This is a genomic window from Klebsiella sp. KE9456 (assembly GCF_043832615.1).
Classification (GTDB): domain Bacteria; phylum Pseudomonadota; class Gammaproteobacteria; order Enterobacterales; family Enterobacteriaceae; genus Klebsiella; species Klebsiella indica.
Window position 1 is genome coordinate 30677 of record NZ_JBDYQK010000015.1, and the last position, 19377, is coordinate 50053.

Genomic DNA, 19377 nt, shown 5'->3' on the forward strand with positions numbered 1-19377 from the left:
GTTTTTTGTCTGCTTAATGAGCAACCATACGCGATTTAGGACAGTGATACTTATCACCCCGACGTTTGAGCGCTACCATAGCGGGATTGCAATGACAGGAGATGTCCATGAGCGAGCAAACCATTCGTTTAACGCAATACAGCCACGGAGCCGGTTGCGGGTGTAAAATTTCGCCAAAAGTGCTGGAAACGATCCTCAAAAGCGACCAGGCGAAGTTTATCGATCCGAATTTACTGGTGGGTAATGAGACCAGCGACGATGCGGCCGTTTATGATCTCGGCAACGGTACGTCCATTATCAGCACCACCGACTTTTTTATGCCGATCGTTGATAATCCGTTCGACTTTGGACGCATAGCCGCCACCAACGCCATCAGCGATATTTTCGCCATGGGCGGTAAACCGATTATGGCGATTGCTATCCTCGGCTGGCCGATCAATACCCTGTCGCCGGAGATCGCCCGCGAGGTGGTTGACGGCGGGCGTTTTGCCTGTCAGCAGGCGGGAATTGCCCTGGCTGGCGGCCACTCAATTGACGCCCCCGAACCGATCTTCGGTCTCGCGGTGACCGGCGTCGTGTCAACCGATCGCATCAAGAAAAACAGTACCGCTCAGGCGGGGTGTAAACTCTATCTCACTAAACCGCTGGGTATTGGCGTGCTGACCACTGCGGAGAAGAAGTCGCTGCTCAAGCCTGAGCATCAGGGGCTGGCGACGGCAACCATGTGCCAGATGAATCTTGTCGGTTCGGCGTTTGCCAGCATCGATGGCGTAAAAGCGATGACCGACGTGACCGGTTTCGGGTTACTCGGCCACCTGAGCGAAGTGTGCCGTGGCGCAGGCGTTCAGGCGCAACTCTCCTATGCGGATATCCCGAAGCTGCCCGGTGTGGAAGCGTACATTGCAGCGGGCGCGGTACCGGGAGGGACCGGACGTAACTTTGCCAGCTACGGTCATCTTATGGGCGAGATGCCGCCAGCGTGGCGCGATCTGCTGTGCGATCCGCAAACCTCTGGCGGTCTGCTGCTGGCAGTGACGCCGGAAGCGGAGGCGGAGGTGCAAGCGGCGGCGGCCGAGTTTGGTATCACGCTTGCCGCCATTGGCGAACTGCTCACCGCGCGCGGTGGACGCCCCATGATTGAGATCCGTTGATTTCATGCGGCTGTTTATTGCAGAAAAGCCAAGTCTTGCGCGCGCCATTGCCGATGTGCTGCCAAAACCGCACCGCAAAGGCGACGGCTACATTGAGTGCGGCAACGGACAGGTGGTCACCTGGTGTATCGGCCACCTGCTGGAGCAGGCACAGCCTGATGTCTATGACGGGCGCTATGCGCGCTGGAACCTGCTCGACTTGCCCATTGTGCCGGACAAGTGGCAGCTTCAGCCCCGGCCGTCGGTAACCAAACAGCTTAACGTGATTAAGCGCCTTCTTGGCGAGGCTGAGGAGGTGATCCACGCGGGCGACCCGGACCGGGAAGGTCAGTTACTGGTGGATGAAGTGCTGGATTATCTGCAATTATCGCCGGAAAAGCGCCAGCAGGTGCAGCGCTGCCTGATTAATGACCTTAACCCGCAGGCGGTGGAGCGCGCGATTAACCGCCTGCGCGCCAACAGTGAATTTATTCCGTTATGCGTCTCGGCGCTGGCCCGCGCCCGCGCCGACTGGTTGTACGGGATCAATATGACCCGCGCCTATACCATCCTCGGACGTAACGCCGGTTATCAGGGCGTGTTATCGGTCGGACGCGTGCAGACGCCGGTGCTTGGCCTGGTGGTTCGTCGGGACGAAGAGATTGAAAACTTCGTCGCGAAAGATTTCTTCGATGTGAAGGCGCATATCGTTACCCCGAAGGATGAGCGTTTTGTGGCGACCTGGGTGCCCAGTGAGGCCTGCGAACCGTATCAGGATGAAGAAGGGCGACTGCTTCATCGTGCACTTGCTGAACATGTCGTTAAGCGGATTGAGGGCCAACCGGCGACGGTGACCGCCTATAACGACAAGCGCGACTCGGAGCCCGCGCCGCTGCCGTTCTCCCTTTCAGCGCTGCAGATTGAAGCGGCGAAGCGCTTTGGTTTTAGCGCGCAGAGCGTGCTGGATATCTGTCAGAAGCTGTATGAAACCCACAAGCTGATTACCTATCCGCGTTCGGATAGCCGCTATCTGCCGGAGGAGCATTTTGCCGGGCGTCATGCGGTGCTGAACGCCATTGGCGTCCACGCGGCGGATCTGCTGCCGCAGCCGGTGGTGGATCCGGAGATCCGCAACCGTTGCTGGGACGATAAAAAGGTTGATGCGCACCACGCGATAATTCCTACTGCGCGTAGCACGCAGGTGAAACTCAATGACAATGAGGAAAAAGTCTACGGCCTGATTGCCCGTCAGTATCTGATGCAGTTCTGTCCGGATGCGGTATTCCGCAAATGTCAGATCGATCTCGATATCGCCAACGGTAAGTTTGTCGCCAAAGCCCGTTTTCTGGCGGAAGCTGGCTGGCGAACGCTGCTGGGCAATAAAGAGCGTGATGAGGAAAACGACGGTATGCCGCTGCCGGTGGTGGCAAAAGATGACGAACTGTTGTGCGAAAAGGGCGAAGTGGTGGAGCGCCAGACTCAGCCGCCGCGTCATTTTACCGATGCAACCCTGCTGTCGGCGATGACCGGTATTGCCCGCTTCGTGCAGGATAAAGATCTGAAGAAGATCCTGCGCGCGACGGATGGCCTCGGAACGGAGGCAACCCGCGCCGGGATTATCGAGCTGCTGTTCAAACGTGGTTTCCTGACCAAGAAAGGGCGCTATATCCACTCTACCGACGCGGGGAAAGCGCTGTTCCATTCGCTGCCTGAAATGGCGACCCGCCCGGATATGACCGCCCACTGGGAATCGGTTCTGACGCAAATTAGCGAAAAGCAGTGTCGCTATCAGGATTTTATGCAGCCGCTGGTGGGCACGTTGTTCCAGCTTATCGATCAGGCGCGTAGCACGCCGGTACGCCGCTTCCGTGGTATTGTCGCGCCGGGAGAGGGTAAGAAAGGTTTTAGTAAGCGTAAAGGTCGATCTGCAGCGAAAGGTGAGAAACCGGCATCTGACGCTGTGGCAGAAGGCCCGCAATAAAAACCCCCGGGGAAACCGGGCAATGCCGTTCACTTAAGCAAATCATCGGTGTTGTCTTTTGTTTTATTTGCCTGTGGCAATCGCATTATCGGTGGTTATGGCGAACATGGCGCGTTTTTCGTTTTCGCCCATTCAGATTCCGTGGTCTGTTCCGTTCACGATAAATTCACGGATATTCGTTATATCCACAGCGTGTGAACGGGCAGGGGGACGTTTCGCCCGTCCCCCTGCACCCCCGGCATTGCGCTGAAAACCTGCCGCTGCGCGGTCCGCTCCACTCCGGCTTCATCTGGCGGACCGGGCGGGACTCGACGTCCTGTCTCGACCCGCCCTCTGGCCGCCGTCCTGGCGGCCTGTCCTGGATGCGCGCCTGCGTTCTCGCCAGGTTTCCTTGATGCGCCCAACCCCCATGCGGTGAGTCCGTTATTCGTCAGTGGCTTTTCAGTGGCTGAAAATCATAAAAAAAGTTATATCCTTTATATTTCAGCCCGTATCAGCTCAGTAAGCGAATCAGCAGAATTAGATTTTCGTTTAAACCACCGATTGACAGAACCGCTCAACCAGTTATAAACACAACTGACGGCCCTTAACGGACCAGCATTATGGGATACCGGGCATCGCGCTGATCAGCCGCAGCCGAAGCCATCCGCTTCTGACGACTCTCAGCGTTAAATCACACCCTGCGCCAGCATCGCGTCCGCGACTTTGACGAAACCGGCGATATTTGCCCCGCGCACGTAGTTGGTCTGCTTCGCGTCGCCGCCGTACTCCACGCAGGCATGGTGGATATCCAGCATGATGTGATGCAGACGGGCATCCACTTTCTCCGCTTTCCAGCCCATGCGCGCGGCGTTCTGCGCCATTTCCAGACCAGAGGTCGCCACGCCGCCGGCGTTAGCCGCTTTACCCGGCGCAAATAGCACGCCTGCGTCGAGGAACAGGTCAGTGGCGGCAATGGTGGTCGGCATATTGGCGCCTTCGGCCACCGCTTTCACGCCGTTAGCGATTAACTGACGCGCGGCGTCAACATCCAGTTCGTTCTGTGTGGCGCAGGGCAAGGCAATATCCGCCGGTACGGACCACGGCTGCTTGCCTTCAAGATAGGTCAGGCCAAACTCGCGGGCATAGTCGGACACGCGACCATCGCGGCTGGCTTTGATTTCACACAGGCGAGCCAGTTTTTCAGTGGTAAAGCCCGCTTCATCCACCACGGTGCCGCTGGAGTCAGAAGCGGTGATCACGCGCGCGCCCAACGCCATCGCTTTTTCAATCGCATACTGAGCAACGTTACCGGAACCGGAAACCGATACACGCATTCCCTCAAAGCCCATGCCGTGGCGCTTGAGCATCGCTTCAGTGAAGTATACCAGGCCGTAACCGGTTGCTTCCGGGCGAATCAGGCTGCCGCCGAAGGAGAGGCCTTTGCCGGTGAACACGCAGGCGCTGTTGTTGGAGAGTTTACGCATCATTCCGGCCATAAAGCCGACTTCACGCCCGCCCACGCCGATATCGCCGGCAGGTACGTCAGTATCCGGGCCGAGGTGGCGATAGAGTTCGGTCATCAGCGCCTGGCAGAAGCGCATTACTTCGCCGTCGCTCTTACCTTTAGGATCGAAGTCGCTGCCGCCTTTACCGCCGCCCATCGGCAGGGTGGTCAGGGCGTTTTTGAAGGTTTGTTCAAAACCAAGGAATTTGAGTATCGACAAATTGACTGAAGGGTGGAAACGCATGCCGCCTTTATACGGGCCGATAGCGGAGTTGAACTGTACGCGCCATGCGCGGTTAACCTGAACCTGGTTACGGTCATCAACCCAAACGACGCGAAACTGGATAGCCCGCTCCGGCTCAACCAGACGCTCCAGCAAATTCAGCTGACGATAGCGTGGGTTTTCCTCAATGAAAGGCCACAGGGTGGTCATCACCTCGCGAACGGCCTGAGCAAATTCAGTTTGATGGGGATCGCGCTGTTGAACGCGGGCGAGAAAGTTTTCCAGAGTGCACATCTGATCCATTGATATAAGTTCCTCTTATGGTTGTGATCGCATCTATACCCGTCATACTTCAAGTTGCATGTGCGTTGGCTTTCCTCGTTCACCCCAGTCACGTACTGGAGTACGCTCCCGGGGATTCACTGCGTCGCCGCCTTCCTGCAACTCGAATAATTTAGGGTATATACATGTCATCCCTGTGCCCGCTTTATGATTAACGGCAAAGATGCGCGGCCTGTGCGTGAGCCTCGTCCTTGCCGCTATCGTGCAGGCAGAATGATTAGCTGTATATACTCGTCATACTTCGAGTTGCATGTGTGTTGGCTGCGATCGTTCACCCCAGTCACATAGCTATCTATGCTCCTGGGGATTTACTCTCTTGCCGCCTTCATGCAACTCGAATTATTTAGAGTATATTTATTATTATTCGGCCCTTGAAAAGGCCGATTTTTCGACTATACCACTGGAAATCGTTAGTTGAGCAAGGAAAAATTGTTCAGAAAGGAATTTTTATGATTGCGTATTGGTCATAATTAAAAACGATGACTGGCCCGGCATAAATCATCGGGTAACAATGCAGGACGCCGGGCGATAAAGGCTTCCAGCAGGGGAATGTCCGCTGGGGCGAGATTGAAGGTTAACGCGTCCTGCGGCGAGCACCAGCATAGCTGGCTGTGGTAGCGAGCAGTGGGGGCCGGGCTAAAATGCGGAACCCACCAGGCATGAAGGTGAATCAGGCGCGCGGACACTTCACGCTGATGGCTGGCGATATAACGCGCTGGATGAGCGTGGATCCCCAGTTCCTCCTGAAGCTCGCGGGTCAGCGCCTGCGCCTGGGTCTCGCCGGGTTCAACTTTTCCACCGGCAAATTCCCACATTCCCGGTTGATCGGCGTGCGGGGGCCGCTGCGCCAGCAAAATTTGCCCGTTATGTTCGATAATGGCGGCTACAACATCAATGGTTTTGAGCATGTGAGTCATCGTACTGTACGTAATAGGGGCTTATTATCGCCATCCTTATATCTTCCCTTCCAGACAATCTTAAATCCGCCTGAAAACCATTGATCAATGCCGCCGCCTTACTGACAGCAATAATTTACGCTTTGAAGGTCGCCCATACCGGCGCATGGTCGGAGGGTTTTTCCATCCCGCGGATTTCGTAGTCGATACCGGTTTCGATACAGCGCTGCGCCAGCGGGGTGCTGGCCAGCAACAGGTCGATACGCAGACCGCGGTTGTCGTCAAATCCTTTCGAACGATAGTCAAACCACGAAAAATGCGCGTTGTCTTGCGGGTTGGCGTGGCGGTATGTATCCACCAGACCCCAGCCCAGCAGACGATCCATCCATTCACGCTCTTCCGGCAGGAATGAACACTTACCGGTGCGCAGCCAGCGTTTACGGTTCTCTTCACCGATGCCGATATCGAGATCGGTTGGGCTGATGTTCATATCGCCCATGATCAGCACCGGATTGTCTTTATTCAGTTCGTTATCGAGATAGTGTTGCAAATTCTGATAAAACGCCGCCTTAGCCGGGAATTTGGTTGCGTGATCGCGGCTCTCTCCCTGGGGGAAGTAGCCGTTAATCACCGTAACATTGCCAAACGGGGAAGGGACTTCCGCCATGATAATCCGGCGCTGGGCGTCTTCACCATCGTTCGGGAAGCCGCGACGCACGGAGACGGGCGTTTCTTTGGTCAGCAGCGCGACGCCGTAATGGCCTTTTTGCCCGTGATAAAAAACGTTGTAACCAAGTTTCGCCACTTCTTCGAGCGGAAACATATCGTCGTGAACTTTGGTTTCCTGCAGGCCGATGACGGCGGGCTGGTGTTTATCGATGATGGCGGCCAGCTGATGAGGGCGGGCACGCAGGCCGTTGATATTAAAAGAGACAAATTTCATAGTCGCTGCCACTGTGCAAGGTGAATAGTGCAGGGATGGTAGCAGAAATTCGCCGCCCTGGCTTCGTTAAGGCAGTTTATTCTGCCAATTGCAGCCATTGGCGAGCTGGCCAACTGCGCACCATTATGCAGCGCGATGCGCCAAAAAAGGGCGAATATTGCCGGTAAATTTCGTCTCTGATCACAATTGCAGAATTATATCTTACATATGAATAATCTTTCTTTTTTTTCCACTATTAAATGTGTATTTTGTGTTTTTATTCACTTTTTATGCATTTAAGGTGAATAAGAGGTGCTTGTAACTTATTGATATTTCGTTGTCGACTTCACTTTATGCATTTTCTCCTCTGGCTGGCATGAACCGTGCAATCTACATTTACAGCGTAATAAACATAAAATTTAACATTATTTAAACTTTTTATTTACCGGAGAGGTCGATATGTGTCAGTCAATTACGCGTAGCCATTTTGATGAATGGATGATGCCCGTTTACGCGCCAGCGGCTTTTATTCCGGTACGCGGCGAAGGGTCACGCCTGTGGGATCAGCAGGGGAAAGAGTATATCGATTTTGCCGGCGGTATTGCGGTTAACGCCCTCGGTCATGCGCATCCGCAGTTGATTAACGCATTGAGCGAACAGGCGGGGAAATTCTGGCACACCGGCAACGGTTATACTAATGAGCCGGTACTGCGTCTGGCGAAACGGCTGATTGATGCCACCTTTGCCGACCGGGTTTTCTTCTGTAATTCCGGGGCAGAAGCCAATGAAGCGGCGCTAAAACTGGCGCGCAAATACGCCCACGACCATTTTGGCAGCCAGAAAAGCGGTATCGTGGCATTCAAAAATGCTTTTCACGGGCGCACGCTGTTCACCGTTTCCGCTGGCGGCCAGCCTGCCTATTCGCAGGATTTTGCGCCACTGCCGCCGCAAATCCAGCATGCCATCTACAACGACCTCGATTCGGTAAAGGCGCTGATTAACGACGATACCTGCGCGGTAATCGTTGAGCCGATGCAGGGTGAAGGCGGTGTAGTGCCCGCGGATGCGGATTTTCTGCGTGGTTTACGCGAACTGTGCGATGCGCACAATGCGCTGTTGATATTCGATGAGGTGCAGACCGGTGTCGGGCGCACCGGCGAGCTGTACGCCTATATGCACTACGGCGTCACGCCTGACGTGCTCTCTACGGCTAAAGCGCTGGGCGGCGGCTTCCCGATTGGCGCGTTGCTGGCAACGGCGCGCTGCGCCAGCGTAATGACCGTCGGCACTCACGGTACCACTTATGGCGGTAACCCGTTGGCCTGCGCGGTGGCGGGGGAAGTGCTCTCCATCGTTAATACTCCGGCGGTGCTCAACGGCGTTAAGCTGCGTCATCAGTGGTTCAGCGAACGGCTGAATGCCATTAACGCCCGCTACGGCTTGTTTAAAGCGATCCGTGGACTCGGGTTGTTGATTGGCTGCGAGCTGAAAGACGAATATGCCGGAAAGGCGAAAGCCATCAGTCATCAGGCGGCGGAAGAGGGGCTGATGATCCTGATTGCCGGTGCCAGCGTGGTGCGCTTTGCGCCAGCGTTGATCGTCAGTGAAGAAGAGATTAATCGCGGGCTGGATCGCTTTGATCGGGCCTGTGAGCACTTTCTCGCGAGGGTCTTATCATGATGGTGATCCGTCCTGTAGAAAAAGAGGATCTGCCGGGGTTGATGGCCCTGGCTGGCGAGACTGGCGGTGGGCTGACGTCACTGCCCGCTGATGAAGCCGCGTTGGCGGCGCGGATTGAGCGCGCGCAGCTAACCTGGCGCGACGCACTGCCGAAAAGCGAGCAGGGCTATGTGTTCGTCCTTGAAGATTGCGTCAGCGGCGAGATCGCGGGGATCTGCGCTATTGAGGTGGCAGTGGGCCTCAATGACCCCTGGTACAACTATCGTGTGGGCACCCAGGTTCATGCCTCGAAAGCGCTGAATGTGTACAACGCCATGCCGACGCTGTTTCTCAGTAACGATCATACCGGCAGCAGCGAACTGTGTACCTTATTCCTCGCCCCGAAATGGCGTAAGGCGGGTAACGGCTACCTGCTGTCGAAATCGCGTTTTCTGTTTATGGCCGCTTTTCGCCAACGCTTTAATGAAAAAGTGGTGGCGGAGATGCGTGGGGTGATCGATGAGCATGGCTATTCGCCATTCTGGGAAAGCCTCGGTAAGCGCTTTTTTGCGATGGAGTTCACCCGCGCCGACTATCTGTGCGGTACCGGACAAAAAGCGTTTATTGCCGCGCTGATGCCGAAACATCCGCTGTATATCGATTTTTTATCCGCCGAGGCGCAGGCGGCGATCGGCGAGGTGCATCCGCAAACGGCCCCGGCGCGCGCGGTGCTGGAGAAAGAGGGATTCCGCTATCTGAATTACGTCGATATCTTCGACGGCGGGCCGACGCTGGAGTGCGAGATTGACCGGGTGCGGGCTATCCGTGAAAGTCGGCTGGTTACCGTTGCGCAAGGACAACCTGCCCCCGGCGAGTGGCCGCTTTGCCTGGCCGCTAATGAACAGTACCAGCAGTTCCGCGCCATTCTGGTTCATGCTGACCCCGACAGCCATCGTGTCGCGCTGAACCCGCGTGAACAGGACGCCCTGAAATGCCGCGCTGGTGACCAAATCCGTCTGGTTCGCCTGTGCGCTGAGGAGAAAACATCATGAGTTTATGGATTAACGGTCAATGGCAACGCGGTCACGGCCCGGTGCGCAGTAAAAGTAACCCGGTGAGCCAGGCATTACTTTGGCAGGGTAATGACGCCGATGCTGAGCAGGTTGCGCTGGCGGTCAGCGCCGCACGTCAGGCGTTTCCTGCGTGGGCGCGCCAGCCATTTGTCGCCCGTAAGGCTATCGCGGAAAAGTTTGCCGCGCTGCTGGAGGCGAACAAAACGCAATTGACGGCGATTATCGCTCAGGAAACGGCTAAGCCGCGCTGGGAGGCGGAAACGGAAATTACCGCGATGATTAACAAAATCGCGATTTCGGTGAATGCTTATCATCGCCGCACGGGGGAAGCGCAGACCGCAATGGCAGAGGGGGCGGCGACGCTGCGCCATCGGCCGCACGGCGTGCTGGCGGTATTCGGCCCCTATAATTTCCCCGGACATCTGCCTAACGGGCATATCGTACCGGCGCTGCTGGCGGGGAATACCGTGGTGTTTAAACCCAGCGAACTGACCCCGCAGAGCGGCGAGGCGGTGGTGAAACTATGGACTGAAGCGGGTTTGCCGCCAGGTGTGCTTAATTTGCTCCAGGGAGGGCGGGAAACGGGCGAAGCCCTGAGCAGCCAGGCGGATATCGACGGGCTACTGTTTACCGGTAGTTCCGCCACCGGCTTTCAACTGCACCGGCAACTGGCCGGACAGCCGGAAAAAATTCTCGCCCTTGAGATGGGCGGCAATAATCCGTTGATTGTTGATGAGCCGCAGGACATTGATGCCGCTGTGTATCTGACGATTCAGTCGGCGTTTATTACCGCCGGGCAGCGCTGCACCTGTGCGCGCCGGCTGCTGGTGAAACGTGGTGAAGCGGGGGACGCCTTTTTACAGCGGTTGGTGACGGTGTCACAAAAAATAATCCCCGGCGCGTGGGATGCGGAACCTCAGCCTTTTATGGGGGGATTAATTTCGCCGCAGGCGGCGCAAAAGGTGCATCAGGCGTGGCTGGATCATGTGGCAAACGGCGGCAGGACGCTGCTGGAACCGCGTCTGTTGCAGGCCGGAACCTCGCTACTGACGCCGGGTATTATCGAGATGAGCGAGGCGACGCTGACGACGGATGAAGAGGTTTTCGGTCCACTGCTCTGCGTCTGGCGCTATGACTCATTCGATGACGCTATTGCCCTGGCCAACGACACCCGATTCGGGCTTTCCTGCGGGCTGATCTCTGCCGACCGCGCCAGATTTGACCGTCTGCTGCTGGAGGCGCGGGCCGGTATCGTTAACTGGAATAAACCGCTGACCGGCGCCGCCAGCACCGCGCCGTTTGGCGGCACCGGGGCGTCTGGTAACCATCGTCCGGGAGCGTGGTATGCCGCCGATTATTGCGCCTGGCCGATGGCCAGCCTGGAGTCGCCAACGCTGTCGTTACCGACAACGCTGAGTCCGGGGCTGGATTTCCGGCAGGAGGTATCGCGATGAAAGCCTGGGAAGTGAATTTTGACGGGCTGCCGGGCCCGACTCACCACTATGCGGGATTATCCTTTGGCAACGAAGCTTCGACTAAGCATCGCTATCGGATGTCGAATCCCCAACTGGCGGCAAAGCAGGGGCTGAAGAAGATGAAAGCCCTGGCGGATGCGGGCTATCCGCAGGCGCTGATCCCACCGCAGGAGCGGCCAAATATCCCGTTATTACGCCAGATTGGCTTTCGCGGCAGCGATGCGCAGGTGCTGGAAAAAGCGGCGCGTCAGGCGCCGGATCTGCTTTCGGCGGCGAGCTCAGCATCATCAATGTGGGTGGCAAACGCCGCTACGGTTTCGCCCTCTGCCGATACGCTGGATGGCCGGGTGCATCTGACCGTCGCCAGTCTGCATGATAAATTCCATCGCGCCAGCGAAGCGCCGACCACGGAAGCGCTGCTGCGGGCGATTTTTCCCGATGAGCAGCAGTTCGCCGTACACGGGGCGTTGCCTCAGGTGGCGCTGTTCGGCGATGAAGGGGCGGCAAATCATAACCGTCTCGGCGGCGAGTATGGTGCGCCGGGCGTGCAGCTATTTGTTTATGGTCGCCAGCAGGGAGGCGAGGACAACCCGCGGCGTTATCCGGCGCGGCAAACGCTGGAAGCCAGCCAGGCTGTCGCCCGTCTGAACCAGGTTAATCCCCGGCAACTGATTTTCGCCCGACAAAACCCGGCGGTGATCGATAAAGGCGTCTTTCATAACGACGTGATCGCGGTAAGCAATCAGCAGGTGTTGTTCTGCCATGAACAGGCGTTTGTTGACCAACCGCAACTTCTGCAACAGCTGGCCCGGCAGGTTGACGGATTTACGCCGATCGTCGTGCCCGCAAGCCAGGTCTCCGTTGAAGACGCGGTGGCGACCTATCTGTTTAACAGCCAGTTGTTAAGTAAGCCGCAGGGCGGGATGCGGCTTATTCTGCCGCTGGAGGCACAAGAGCACCCCGGCGTCTGGCGTTATCTGAATCGGCTGGTTGATGGCGATAATCCAGTTGATGAGTTACAGGTGTTCGATCTGCGTGAAAGCATGGCTAACGGCGGCGGACCAGCGTGTTTGCGCTTGCGGGTCGTCTTGAATGAAAGGGAGCTACGGGCGGTGAATCCGGCGGTTATGATCAACGATGCGCTGTTAGCGACGCTTAATGCCTGGGTGGAACGCTATTATCGCGATCGCCTGACTCAGGCCGATCTGGCCGATCCCCAACTGCTGAGCGAAGGACGCGAAGCGCTCGACCGCTTAACGCAAATTTTGCGTCTGGGGTCAGTCTATCCGTTCCAGCAATAAGGAGGCGTTGTGGAAGACTTTCTGGCATTAACTCTGGCGGGGCGTCTGCCTCACCATTTTCATGGCCAAACCGCGCGCTTTCGCTGGCAGTGGATTGACTGGGGTATTTTACAGCTCATCCCCCATGAACCGTGTGAAGGTTCGCTGGTTTTGTCATCCGGGCTTCATGGTAATGAAACCGCACCGGTTGAAATCACTGATTTACTGCTGCGCCAGCTGTGCGGCGGGGAGTTGCCGCTGCGCTGGCGGCTGTTGGTGGTGCTGGGTAATCCGCCTGCGCTGAGAGCCAACCAGCGCTATATGCATAGCGATATCAACCGCATGTTCGGCGAGCGCTGGCGGTCATTTAGCCCCAGCGATGAAACCGCCCGTGCCCGGCAACTGGAGCATGTGCTGACCCGCTTTTATCAGGCAGGTTCCGGTGAACGCTGGCACCTTGATTTACATACTGCGATTCGCGGTTCTCTGCATACCCGCTTTGGCGTCCTTCCGGCGCGGGAAAAACCATGGGATGAGTTTTTTTTGCGCTGGCTGGGGGGCGCGGGGCTGGAAGCGCTGGTATTTCATCAGCGACCGGGGGGAACGTTTACGCATTTCAGCAGTGAACGTTTCGGCGCGTACTCCTGTACCCTGGAACTGGGAAAGGCGCTACCGTTTGGCGACAACGAACTGAGTCAGTTTAGCGCCACGCAGCATGCGCTACTACGTCTGCTGGCTGGCGATAGGGGGGCGGGAGAGGGGAATATGCCACTGCGCTACCGGGTGGTGCAGCAGATCACCCGCAGCAGCGACAAGTTTCAGTTATATATGTCGGCGCAAACCCTGAATTTCACGCCATTCAGAGCAGGGACGTTGCTTGCTGAAGATGGCGATACTCGTTACGTGGCGGCAAAAGCGCAGGAGTATGTACTGTTTCCCAACCCCGGCGTCGCCTGCGGACAGCGCGCCGGGCTGATGCTGGAACGCTGCTGAATATGCTGTCGTCCGGGCGGGCGACAGAATTTATTTTGTGGTTTGTTTTTATCCCGTAATGTTATTTTTTGTTCTTCTGTTGATTGATTACAGATTATTCCTGGTTTAATTCTTTTTTTTCAATCCCTGCTGTTTTATAATTCACTTGATTTATATATAAAACAGTCTGTTAGTTATTTTTTCTTGCGTTTATCTCCTTGTTTTCCATATTTCCTCCACAATTGATGAGAAAATGTTTTTTACACTTTCATTGTTTTACGCTTGTTCTGACTAATTGACGATAAATACCGTAAAGTTTATCTCGTCAACACGGCAACGCGCCGTAAGAATAACGCAAAGTAAGGATTTAACGATGAAGAAGATTACTGCACTGTTTGTTGCCTCTACTCTGGCGCTGGGCGCGGCTAACCTGGCGCATGCGGCAGATGCCTCCGCCGCACCAGCAGACGGCAAGCCGATGCTGCATCATAAACGCGGACCTGGCGCCCCACACGAAATGATGTTTAAAGGTCTGAACCTGACCGATGCGCAGAAAGCGCAAATCCGCGATATTATGAAGAGCCAGCGTGAGCAGATGAAGCGTCCTTTGCTGGATGAACGCCGCGCAATGCACGATCTCATCGCCAGCGATACCTTCGACAAGGCAAAGGCGGAAGCGCAGATTGAGAAGATGGAAGCCCAGCACAAAGAGATGGCGCTGGCCCGTCTGGAAACCCAGAACAAGATTTACAACATTCTGACGCCGGAACAGAAAAAACAGTTCAATGCCAATTTTGAGAAGCATCTGACAGAACGTAAAGCGCCGGAAGGTAAAATGCCTGCACCCGCTGAATAATTCAGCGCGCTGATTTAAGACCGCCGGTCTTGCCCAATTATGCCAACAGGCGTTGGGCAGGATCGGCGGTTTTTCTTTATCTGAGAACGGGGCCTGAACTAAGGGCGCTTCGCTTGCCCGGCAGAGTTTAACAGCCACGCCGGTACGTTTAGCCTTCACGACGCGAAAGGAGACGACTAACAATCCGCTATTTCTCACAGCGAATGGAGCGGATACTGGCCGCTTAACAGCGGCTTACACAGTATTTTATAACCGTCATGATCAAATTTTGCCGACAGGCGCGTCAGCGCCGGCGCGTGCGAAAGAGAATCTACGGCGCCCAGCCACAGCCAGTTATGAATAATGTGGTATTGGGTCATATCGTCACTCTTCTCTTCCAGCGCGATCGCCCCGGCCCACGGCCAGCATACCAGCCGCATCTTTTCCATATTTGCCAGCAGCCGCTGATGATGATCCTCGGGACGCTCTTTACCGCAACAGGCGCCGGCACAGCGGCCCAGCGCCGAGCGAAAACAGGCGCGACCGCGGCTTAGCGGCTCCAGCCCCATTAACCCATAGCAAAGGCGATGCCCGTCAGCGATTTTTTGCAATGCCTGCAGCGCCGCGCGTCGGTTGGCAAAGAGACCATAGAGATTACTTTCATGCGAGAAATCCAGTTCGCGGGCATAAACGACCTGCGGGCGTGCGTCAGTAAGGCGTAATGCGCACAATTGTCTGTTTTGCCGTAAACGTTTATTGAAAAGCGGCTGCTGCGTTTTAATCAACTGCGCTTCTAATAATAGCGCGCCGAGTTCACCCGCTGTACGTTGCCAGGTAATTCGCCGGGCCTGGCGCAGCATCGCCGCTTCGTCGGGGGTTCGCAGGTGCGACAGTACCCGGCTACGGATATTGATGCTTTTGCCGATATAGAGAGGCAGGCTATTGCTTTCGCCGTGGAACAGATAAACGCCGGGCTGCTTTGGCAATGCGTCGAGCCACGGACGCAGGTGTTCAGGGTATGTATAAATTGCCGCCGCTTCAAACTCAAGACGCGGCGCGGATTGCCTTCTTGCCACTCTTACTCCTGATGCTGTTTATCTGTACAGTATAGCAGGCGAGTAAAGAGGCGGGAAGTTCAAAACTCACCCCGATCAAAATCGGGGTGAAAAGAGCGGGAATTATTTTTTCCAGAAATCGTCGAAAACGGTAATCGGCGGCCGACGTTTATGTTCGGTTTTCAGATACCAGCTTTCGATGGTCTTAGCGATTTTCTCATCCAGCGTTTTGCCTTCCAGATAGTCGTCAATATTTTCATAGGTTACCCCCAGCGCGACTTCGTCCGGCAGGGAGGGGCGGTCATCTTCAAGATCGGCGGTCGGCAATTTTTTATACAGATGCTCCGGGCAACCGAAATGAGCCAGCAGCTGTTTGCCCTGACGTTTGTTGAGGCGGAAGATGGGGTTAATATCCGTACCGCCATCGCCGTATTTGGTGAAGAATCCGGTCACCGCTTCCGCTGCGTGGTCAGTTCCCACGACGACGCCCTGGGTCATGCCGGCAATGCTGTATTGCGCCTTCATGCGTTCGCGGGCTTTCTCGTTGCCGCGAACAAAGTCGCTAAGCTCGATTCCCGCCTCGCGCAGCGCCTGTTCGCTAGCGAGCACGGCCCCTTTAATATTGACCGTTAAAACGCGATCCGGCTGAATAAACGCGATGGCATCCTGGCAGTCCTGCTCATCCGCCTGTACGCCGTATGGCAGACGAACGGCGATAAACTGCAGGCTGCTGTCGCCGCTTTCCGCGCGCAGTTCGCTGATGGCCTGTTGACACAATTTACCGGTTAGCGTTGAGTCCTGGCCGCCGCTGAGGCCGAGCACCAGTGATTTAATAAAAGGATACCGCTGTAGATAAGATTTGAGAAAGTCTACGCTGCGGCGTATCTCGCTTTCGACATCGATCTGGGGTTTTACGCCCAGCGCCTGAATAATCTCTTGTTGTAGCGTCATCGCGCCCTCCCGGAAGTGAATCAGTTTGGCAATCAGCAAAGGTTTAAGCTACCTCTTTGACGGTAAAACAACAAGGATCACCGTTTTGAGTGGTGTAAAAGCAGGCGATCTCAATGGCATAGATTATTTTATTGGAAAGCTCTTAATTTTTGCTCATTTCTACCTTCGGCTTGAAAAATAACGACATTTATTCCAGGCTTATTAACACGCCAAAAAAAGAGGATGGAATATGAACAAGCATTTCGCAGGATTTCTCGGCGCAGCAGCAGTATTAACCATGCTGGCAGGGTGTACGGCCTACGACCGCACCAAAGATCAGTTCACGCAGCCGGTCGTTAAAGATGTTAAAAAGGGGATGACCCGCGCGCAGGTGATGCAGATCGCCGGTAAACCTTCATCAGAAGTCACCATGATTCATGCGCGTGGGACCTGCCAGACCTACATTCTGGGTCAACGTGATGGTAAAATTGAAACCTACTTTGTTGCCCTGGATGATACCGGCCATGTAATGAATTCCGGCTACCAGACCTGTGCTGAGTATGATACTGACCCAGCCACCAGCAAGTAAGATCTCGCCATACTGCTGATTTCCCCTAAGCCTGGCCTTTGTCCAGGCTTTTTTCATGCATGATGTTGCTTATTTAATTGCGCGAATTATTTGAGGGAAATGTGAAGGTAGTCATAACGTAAGGTCAATGAGAGACAATTCTGATCAAGGAGGAATTATCCGCGCGAAGAACGATACTATATACTCACTGCATCAACAATATTAATTCGCAGCAATATTTCTTACCGCCTCTCCGGCATAAAAATGCTGAAGAGAGCAGGTCACAGCAATTGAGGAAGCGTTGATGGAAAAAAAACATATCTACCTGTTCTGTTCAGCCGGTATGTCTACGTCACTACTGGTATCTAAAATGCGAGCGCAGGCCGAGAAATATGCGGTGCCGGTTATTATCGAAGCATTTCCGGAAACCTTAGCCGGAGAAAAGGGACCCGAAGCCGATGTTGTTCTGTTAGGCCCGCAGATCGCCTATATGCTGCCGGATATCCAGCGTTTACTGCCAAATAAACCTGTGGCTGTTATTGATTCTATTTTATACGGTAAAGTCGATGGTTTAGGCGTTTTGAAAGAAGCCGTTGCGGCCATTAAGAAAGCGGCTGCGCAATAATTTTATTTTAAAACTCGATTTTTCCGGGTAATGCTGATAACCACACAAGGGAGGACAAATATATTGTTATCCGGAATGAAGAGAGTTTATTTTCCCGTCAAAGAGTAATTTTATCGGCCATCGCCGCAATAAATATATTGCGGCCTTAAAGGGTATTTATTATGAGTAAAGTGATTGATTCGCTTGAAAAGGTACTCCTTCCGTTTGCTGTTAAAATAGGAAGGCAGCCACACGTCAATGCAATTAAAAATGGTTTTATTAAGTTAATGCCATTGACGCTGGCCGGGGCCATGTTTGTTTTAATTAATAACGTATTTCTGAGTTTTGGTGAAGGTTCTTTCTTTTATTCAATGGGCATTCGTCTGGATGCTTCCACCATTGAAACGCTAAACGGTTTTAAAGCAATCGGTGGTAACGTTTATAACGGCACGCTCGGCATTATGTCGCTGATGGCGCCTTTCTTTATTGGTTCTGCGTTGGCGGAAGAGCGCAAAGTCGACCCGATGGCGGCAGGATTATTGGCTATCGCGGCATTTATGACCGTGACCCCTTATAGCGTTGGCGAGGCTTACGCTGTCGGCGCGAACTGGTTAGGCGGCGCCAATATCATTTCAGGTATTGTTATCGGCCTGGTGGTGGCGGAGATGTTCACTTTTATTGTTCATCGTAATTGGGTGATCACCCTGCCGTCCAGCGTACCGGCTTCGGTTTCCCGATCATTTTCCGCAGTCATTCCGGCGTTTATTATTCTGTCTATTATGGGAATTATCTCCTGGGCGCTGACGCACTGGGGCACTAACTTCCATCAGATAATTATGGATACCATCTCCACGCCGCTGGCCGCAATGGGCGCAGTTGTCGGCTGGGCGTACGTGATTTTCACCTCCCTGCTGTGGTTCTTTGGCGTACATGGTTCGCTGGCGCTGTCGGCACTGGACAGCGGAATTATGACGCCATGGGCGCTGGAAAACATCGCAATCTACCAGCAGTATGGTTCGGTTGACGCGGCGCTGGCTGCGGGTAAAACCTTCCATATGTGGGCCAAACCGATGCTGGACTCCTATATTTTCCTCGGCGGTACCGGCGCGACGCTGGGCCTGATTATCGCCATCTTTATCGCTTCACGGCGTGAGGATCATCGTCAGGTTGCGAAGCTGGCGCTGCCGTCGGGTATCTTCCAGATTAACGAACCTATTCTGTTTGGTCTGCCGATTATTATGAACCCGGTGATGTTCATTCCATTCATTCTGATTCAGCCCCTGCTGGCGGCTATCACCATGACGGCTTATACCCTGGGCGTTATCCCGCCGATTACCAACATCGCGCCGTGGACCATGCCAACCGGTTTGGGCGCGTTCTTTAACACGAACGGCAGCGTCGCCGCTCTGCTGCTGGCCCTGTTTAACCTTGCCATATCAACCCTGGTCTACCTGCCGTTTGTGGTGATTTCCAACAAAGCGCAGGGCGTGATTGAGCAGGAAGAGAGCGAAGAAGATATCGCTAACGCACTGAAATTCTGACATTACACGGTACGGGAAATCCCCGTACCGTCTGAGAGATGAGGGAGTCATTATGTTTGATCTGGATAACATTGCAGAGGAAGAGCGCCCGGCCAACGACCTCGAAGAGGTGGTGATGGGATTGATCATTAACTCCGGGCAGGCGCGTAGCCTGGCTTATGCCGCGCTGAAGGAAGCAAAGCAGGGGAAGTTCGCGTCGGCCAAAGCGATGATGGAGCAGTCGCGAATGGCGTTGAGCGAAGCGCACCTTGTGCAGACACAATTAATCGAGAGTGATGAAGGTGAAGGCAAAATGAAAGTGAGTCTGGTGCTGGTTCATGCGCAAGATCATCTGATGACTTCCATGCTGGCTCGCGAGCTGGTCGCTGAATTGATTGAGCTGCATGAGAAGGTACAATAGGTCAT

17 protein-coding genes are annotated in these 19377 nt (G+C 54.8%); 12 read left to right on the forward strand and 5 right to left on the reverse strand.

All coding sequences use genetic code 11. The features are described 5' to 3' along the window. The first annotated feature begins 107 nt into the window (after positions 1 to 107). Both selD and ABK821_RS15960 read left to right on the forward strand, forming a co-directional pair. A complete protein-coding gene (selD, locus tag ABK821_RS15955) occupies positions 108 to 1151 on the forward strand; it encodes a selenide, water dikinase SelD (protein ID WP_138361278.1) in 1044 nt (347 codons plus the stop codon). Positions 1152 to 1155: 4 nt separating this feature from the next. Further along, positions 1156 to 3111, forward strand: coding sequence for a DNA topoisomerase III (locus ABK821_RS15960; protein ID WP_142502081.1), 1956 nt, complete (start codon positions 1156 to 1158; stop codon positions 3109 to 3111). Positions 3112 to 3779: 668 nt separating this feature from the next. Here ABK821_RS15960 and gdhA read toward each other — a convergent pair. From gdhA to xthA, 3 genes are all read right to left on the reverse strand, one after another. Beyond that, on the reverse strand, positions 3780 to 5123 hold the full coding sequence (gdhA, locus tag ABK821_RS15965) for an NADP-specific glutamate dehydrogenase (RefSeq protein ID WP_138361280.1): 1344 nt from the start codon (positions 5121 to 5123) through the stop codon (positions 3780 to 3782). 509 nt (positions 5124 to 5632) lie between these two features. Then, on the reverse strand, positions 5633 to 6070 hold the full coding sequence (locus ABK821_RS15970) for a pyrimidine (deoxy)nucleoside triphosphate diphosphatase (RefSeq protein WP_138361281.1): 438 nt from the start codon (positions 6068 to 6070) through the stop codon (positions 5633 to 5635). A 124-nt stretch (positions 6071 to 6194) separates the two neighbouring features. Continuing rightward, entirely contained in the window at positions 6195 to 7001 is an 807-nt protein-coding gene (gene xthA / locus ABK821_RS15975; RefSeq protein ID WP_138361282.1) for an exodeoxyribonuclease III, read from the reverse strand. Between the two features lie 438 nt (positions 7002 to 7439). On the opposite strand from xthA, the gene ABK821_RS15980 reads away from it, so the two are divergent. The 6 genes from ABK821_RS15980 to spy all read left to right on the forward strand — a co-directional run bounded on the left by ABK821_RS15980 (position 7440) and on the right by spy (position 14295). Beyond that, a complete protein-coding gene (locus ABK821_RS15980) occupies positions 7440 to 8660 on the forward strand; it encodes an aspartate aminotransferase family protein (RefSeq protein ID WP_343178982.1) in 1221 nt (406 codons plus the stop codon). Continuing rightward, positions 8657 to 9691, forward strand: a complete 1035-nt coding sequence (gene astA / locus ABK821_RS15985; RefSeq protein WP_343178981.1) for an arginine N-succinyltransferase — start codon at positions 8657 to 8659, stop codon at positions 9689 to 9691. The genes ABK821_RS15980 and astA overlap by 4 nt, the downstream gene beginning before the upstream one ends. Beyond that, on the forward strand, positions 9688 to 11166 hold the full coding sequence (gene astD / locus ABK821_RS15990) for a succinylglutamate-semialdehyde dehydrogenase (protein ID WP_343178980.1): 1479 nt from the start codon (positions 9688 to 9690) through the stop codon (positions 11164 to 11166). Before astA ends, astD begins: the two co-directional genes overlap by 4 nt. Next, positions 11163 to 12488 carry an N-succinylarginine dihydrolase gene (gene astB / locus ABK821_RS15995; protein ID WP_343178979.1) on the forward strand — a complete coding sequence of 442 codons (1326 nt, stop codon included), beginning with the start codon at positions 11163 to 11165 and terminating at the stop codon, positions 12486 to 12488. The genes astD and astB overlap by 4 nt, the downstream gene beginning before the upstream one ends. Positions 12489 to 12497: 9 nt before the next feature. Then, positions 12498 to 13460, forward strand: a complete 963-nt coding sequence (gene astE, locus ABK821_RS16000; RefSeq protein ID WP_343178977.1) for a succinylglutamate desuccinylase — start codon at positions 12498 to 12500, stop codon at positions 13458 to 13460. Positions 13461 to 13812: 352 nt separating this feature from the next. Continuing rightward, positions 13813 to 14295, forward strand: coding sequence for an ATP-independent periplasmic protein-refolding chaperone Spy (gene spy, locus ABK821_RS16005; protein ID WP_138361288.1), 483 nt, complete (start codon positions 13813 to 13815; stop codon positions 14293 to 14295). Between the two features lie 194 nt (positions 14296 to 14489). Here the strand turns inward: spy and cho are convergent, their stop codons facing one another. Further along, positions 14490 to 15350, reverse strand: a complete 861-nt coding sequence (gene cho / locus ABK821_RS16010; RefSeq protein WP_343178975.1) for an excinuclease Cho — start codon at positions 15348 to 15350, stop codon at positions 14490 to 14492. A 102-nt stretch (positions 15351 to 15452) separates the two neighbouring features. After that, a complete protein-coding gene (nadE, locus tag ABK821_RS16015; RefSeq protein WP_138361290.1) occupies positions 15453 to 16280 on the reverse strand; it encodes an ammonia-dependent NAD(+) synthetase in 828 nt (275 codons plus the stop codon). A 229-nt stretch (positions 16281 to 16509) separates the two neighbouring features. On the opposite strand from nadE, the gene osmE reads away from it, so the two are divergent. From osmE to chbA, 4 genes are all read left to right on the forward strand, one after another. Continuing rightward, complete coding sequence (gene osmE / locus ABK821_RS16020) at positions 16510 to 16848, forward strand: osmotically-inducible lipoprotein OsmE (RefSeq protein WP_138361291.1); 339 nt, start codon at positions 16510 to 16512, stop codon at positions 16846 to 16848. A gap of 283 nt (positions 16849 to 17131) precedes the next feature. Next, on the forward strand, positions 17132 to 17452 hold the full coding sequence (locus ABK821_RS16025; RefSeq protein WP_138361292.1) for a PTS sugar transporter subunit IIB: 321 nt from the start codon (positions 17132 to 17134) through the stop codon (positions 17450 to 17452). Positions 17453 to 17613: 161 nt separating this feature from the next. Further along, on the forward strand, positions 17614 to 18972 hold the full coding sequence (gene chbC, locus ABK821_RS16030) for a PTS N,N'-diacetylchitobiose transporter subunit IIC (RefSeq protein ID WP_138361293.1): 1359 nt from the start codon (positions 17614 to 17616) through the stop codon (positions 18970 to 18972). A 52-nt stretch (positions 18973 to 19024) separates the two neighbouring features. Further along, positions 19025 to 19372: a PTS N,N'-diacetylchitobiose transporter subunit IIA gene (chbA, locus tag ABK821_RS16035; protein ID WP_138361294.1), complete on the forward strand. Its 348-nt coding sequence runs from the start codon at positions 19025 to 19027 to the stop codon at positions 19370 to 19372. Positions 19373 to 19377: the final 5 nt, after the last annotated feature.

What these genes read in the sequence shown, in the direction of transcription:
- selD (WP_138361278.1), top strand. Translation starts at nt 108, where the DNA reads ATGAGCGAGCAAACCATTCGTTTAACGCAATACAGCCACGGAGCCGGT.
- ABK821_RS15960 (WP_142502081.1), top strand. Translation starts at nt 1,156, where the DNA reads ATGCGGCTGTTTATTGCAGAAAAGCCAAGTCTTGCGCGCGCCATTGCC.
- gdhA (WP_138361280.1), bottom strand. Translation starts at nt 5,123, where the DNA reads ATGGATCAGATGTGCACTCTGGAAAACTTTCTCGCCCGCGTTCAACAG.
- ABK821_RS15970 (WP_138361281.1), bottom strand. Translation starts at nt 6,070, where the DNA reads ATGCTCAAAACCATTGATGTTGTAGCCGCCATTATCGAACATAACGGG.
- xthA (WP_138361282.1), bottom strand. Translation starts at nt 7,001, where the DNA reads ATGAAATTTGTCTCTTTTAATATCAACGGCCTGCGTGCCCGCCCTCAT.
- ABK821_RS15980 (WP_343178982.1), top strand. Translation starts at nt 7,440, where the DNA reads ATGTGTCAGTCAATTACGCGTAGCCATTTTGATGAATGGATGATGCCC.
- astA (WP_343178981.1), top strand. Translation starts at nt 8,657, where the DNA reads ATGATGGTGATCCGTCCTGTAGAAAAAGAGGATCTGCCGGGGTTGATG.
- astD (WP_343178980.1), top strand. Translation starts at nt 9,688, where the DNA reads ATGAGTTTATGGATTAACGGTCAATGGCAACGCGGTCACGGCCCGGTG.
- astB (WP_343178979.1), top strand. Translation starts at nt 11,163, where the DNA reads ATGAAAGCCTGGGAAGTGAATTTTGACGGGCTGCCGGGCCCGACTCAC.
- spy (WP_138361288.1), top strand. Translation starts at nt 13,813, where the DNA reads ATGAAGAAGATTACTGCACTGTTTGTTGCCTCTACTCTGGCGCTGGGC.
- nadE (WP_138361290.1), bottom strand. Translation starts at nt 16,280, where the DNA reads ATGACGCTACAACAAGAGATTATTCAGGCGCTGGGCGTAAAACCCCAG.
- osmE (WP_138361291.1), top strand. Translation starts at nt 16,510, where the DNA reads ATGAACAAGCATTTCGCAGGATTTCTCGGCGCAGCAGCAGTATTAACC.
- ABK821_RS16025 (WP_138361292.1), top strand. Translation starts at nt 17,132, where the DNA reads ATGGAAAAAAAACATATCTACCTGTTCTGTTCAGCCGGTATGTCTACG.
- chbC (WP_138361293.1), top strand. Translation starts at nt 17,614, where the DNA reads ATGAGTAAAGTGATTGATTCGCTTGAAAAGGTACTCCTTCCGTTTGCT.
- chbA (WP_138361294.1), top strand. Translation starts at nt 19,025, where the DNA reads ATGTTTGATCTGGATAACATTGCAGAGGAAGAGCGCCCGGCCAACGAC.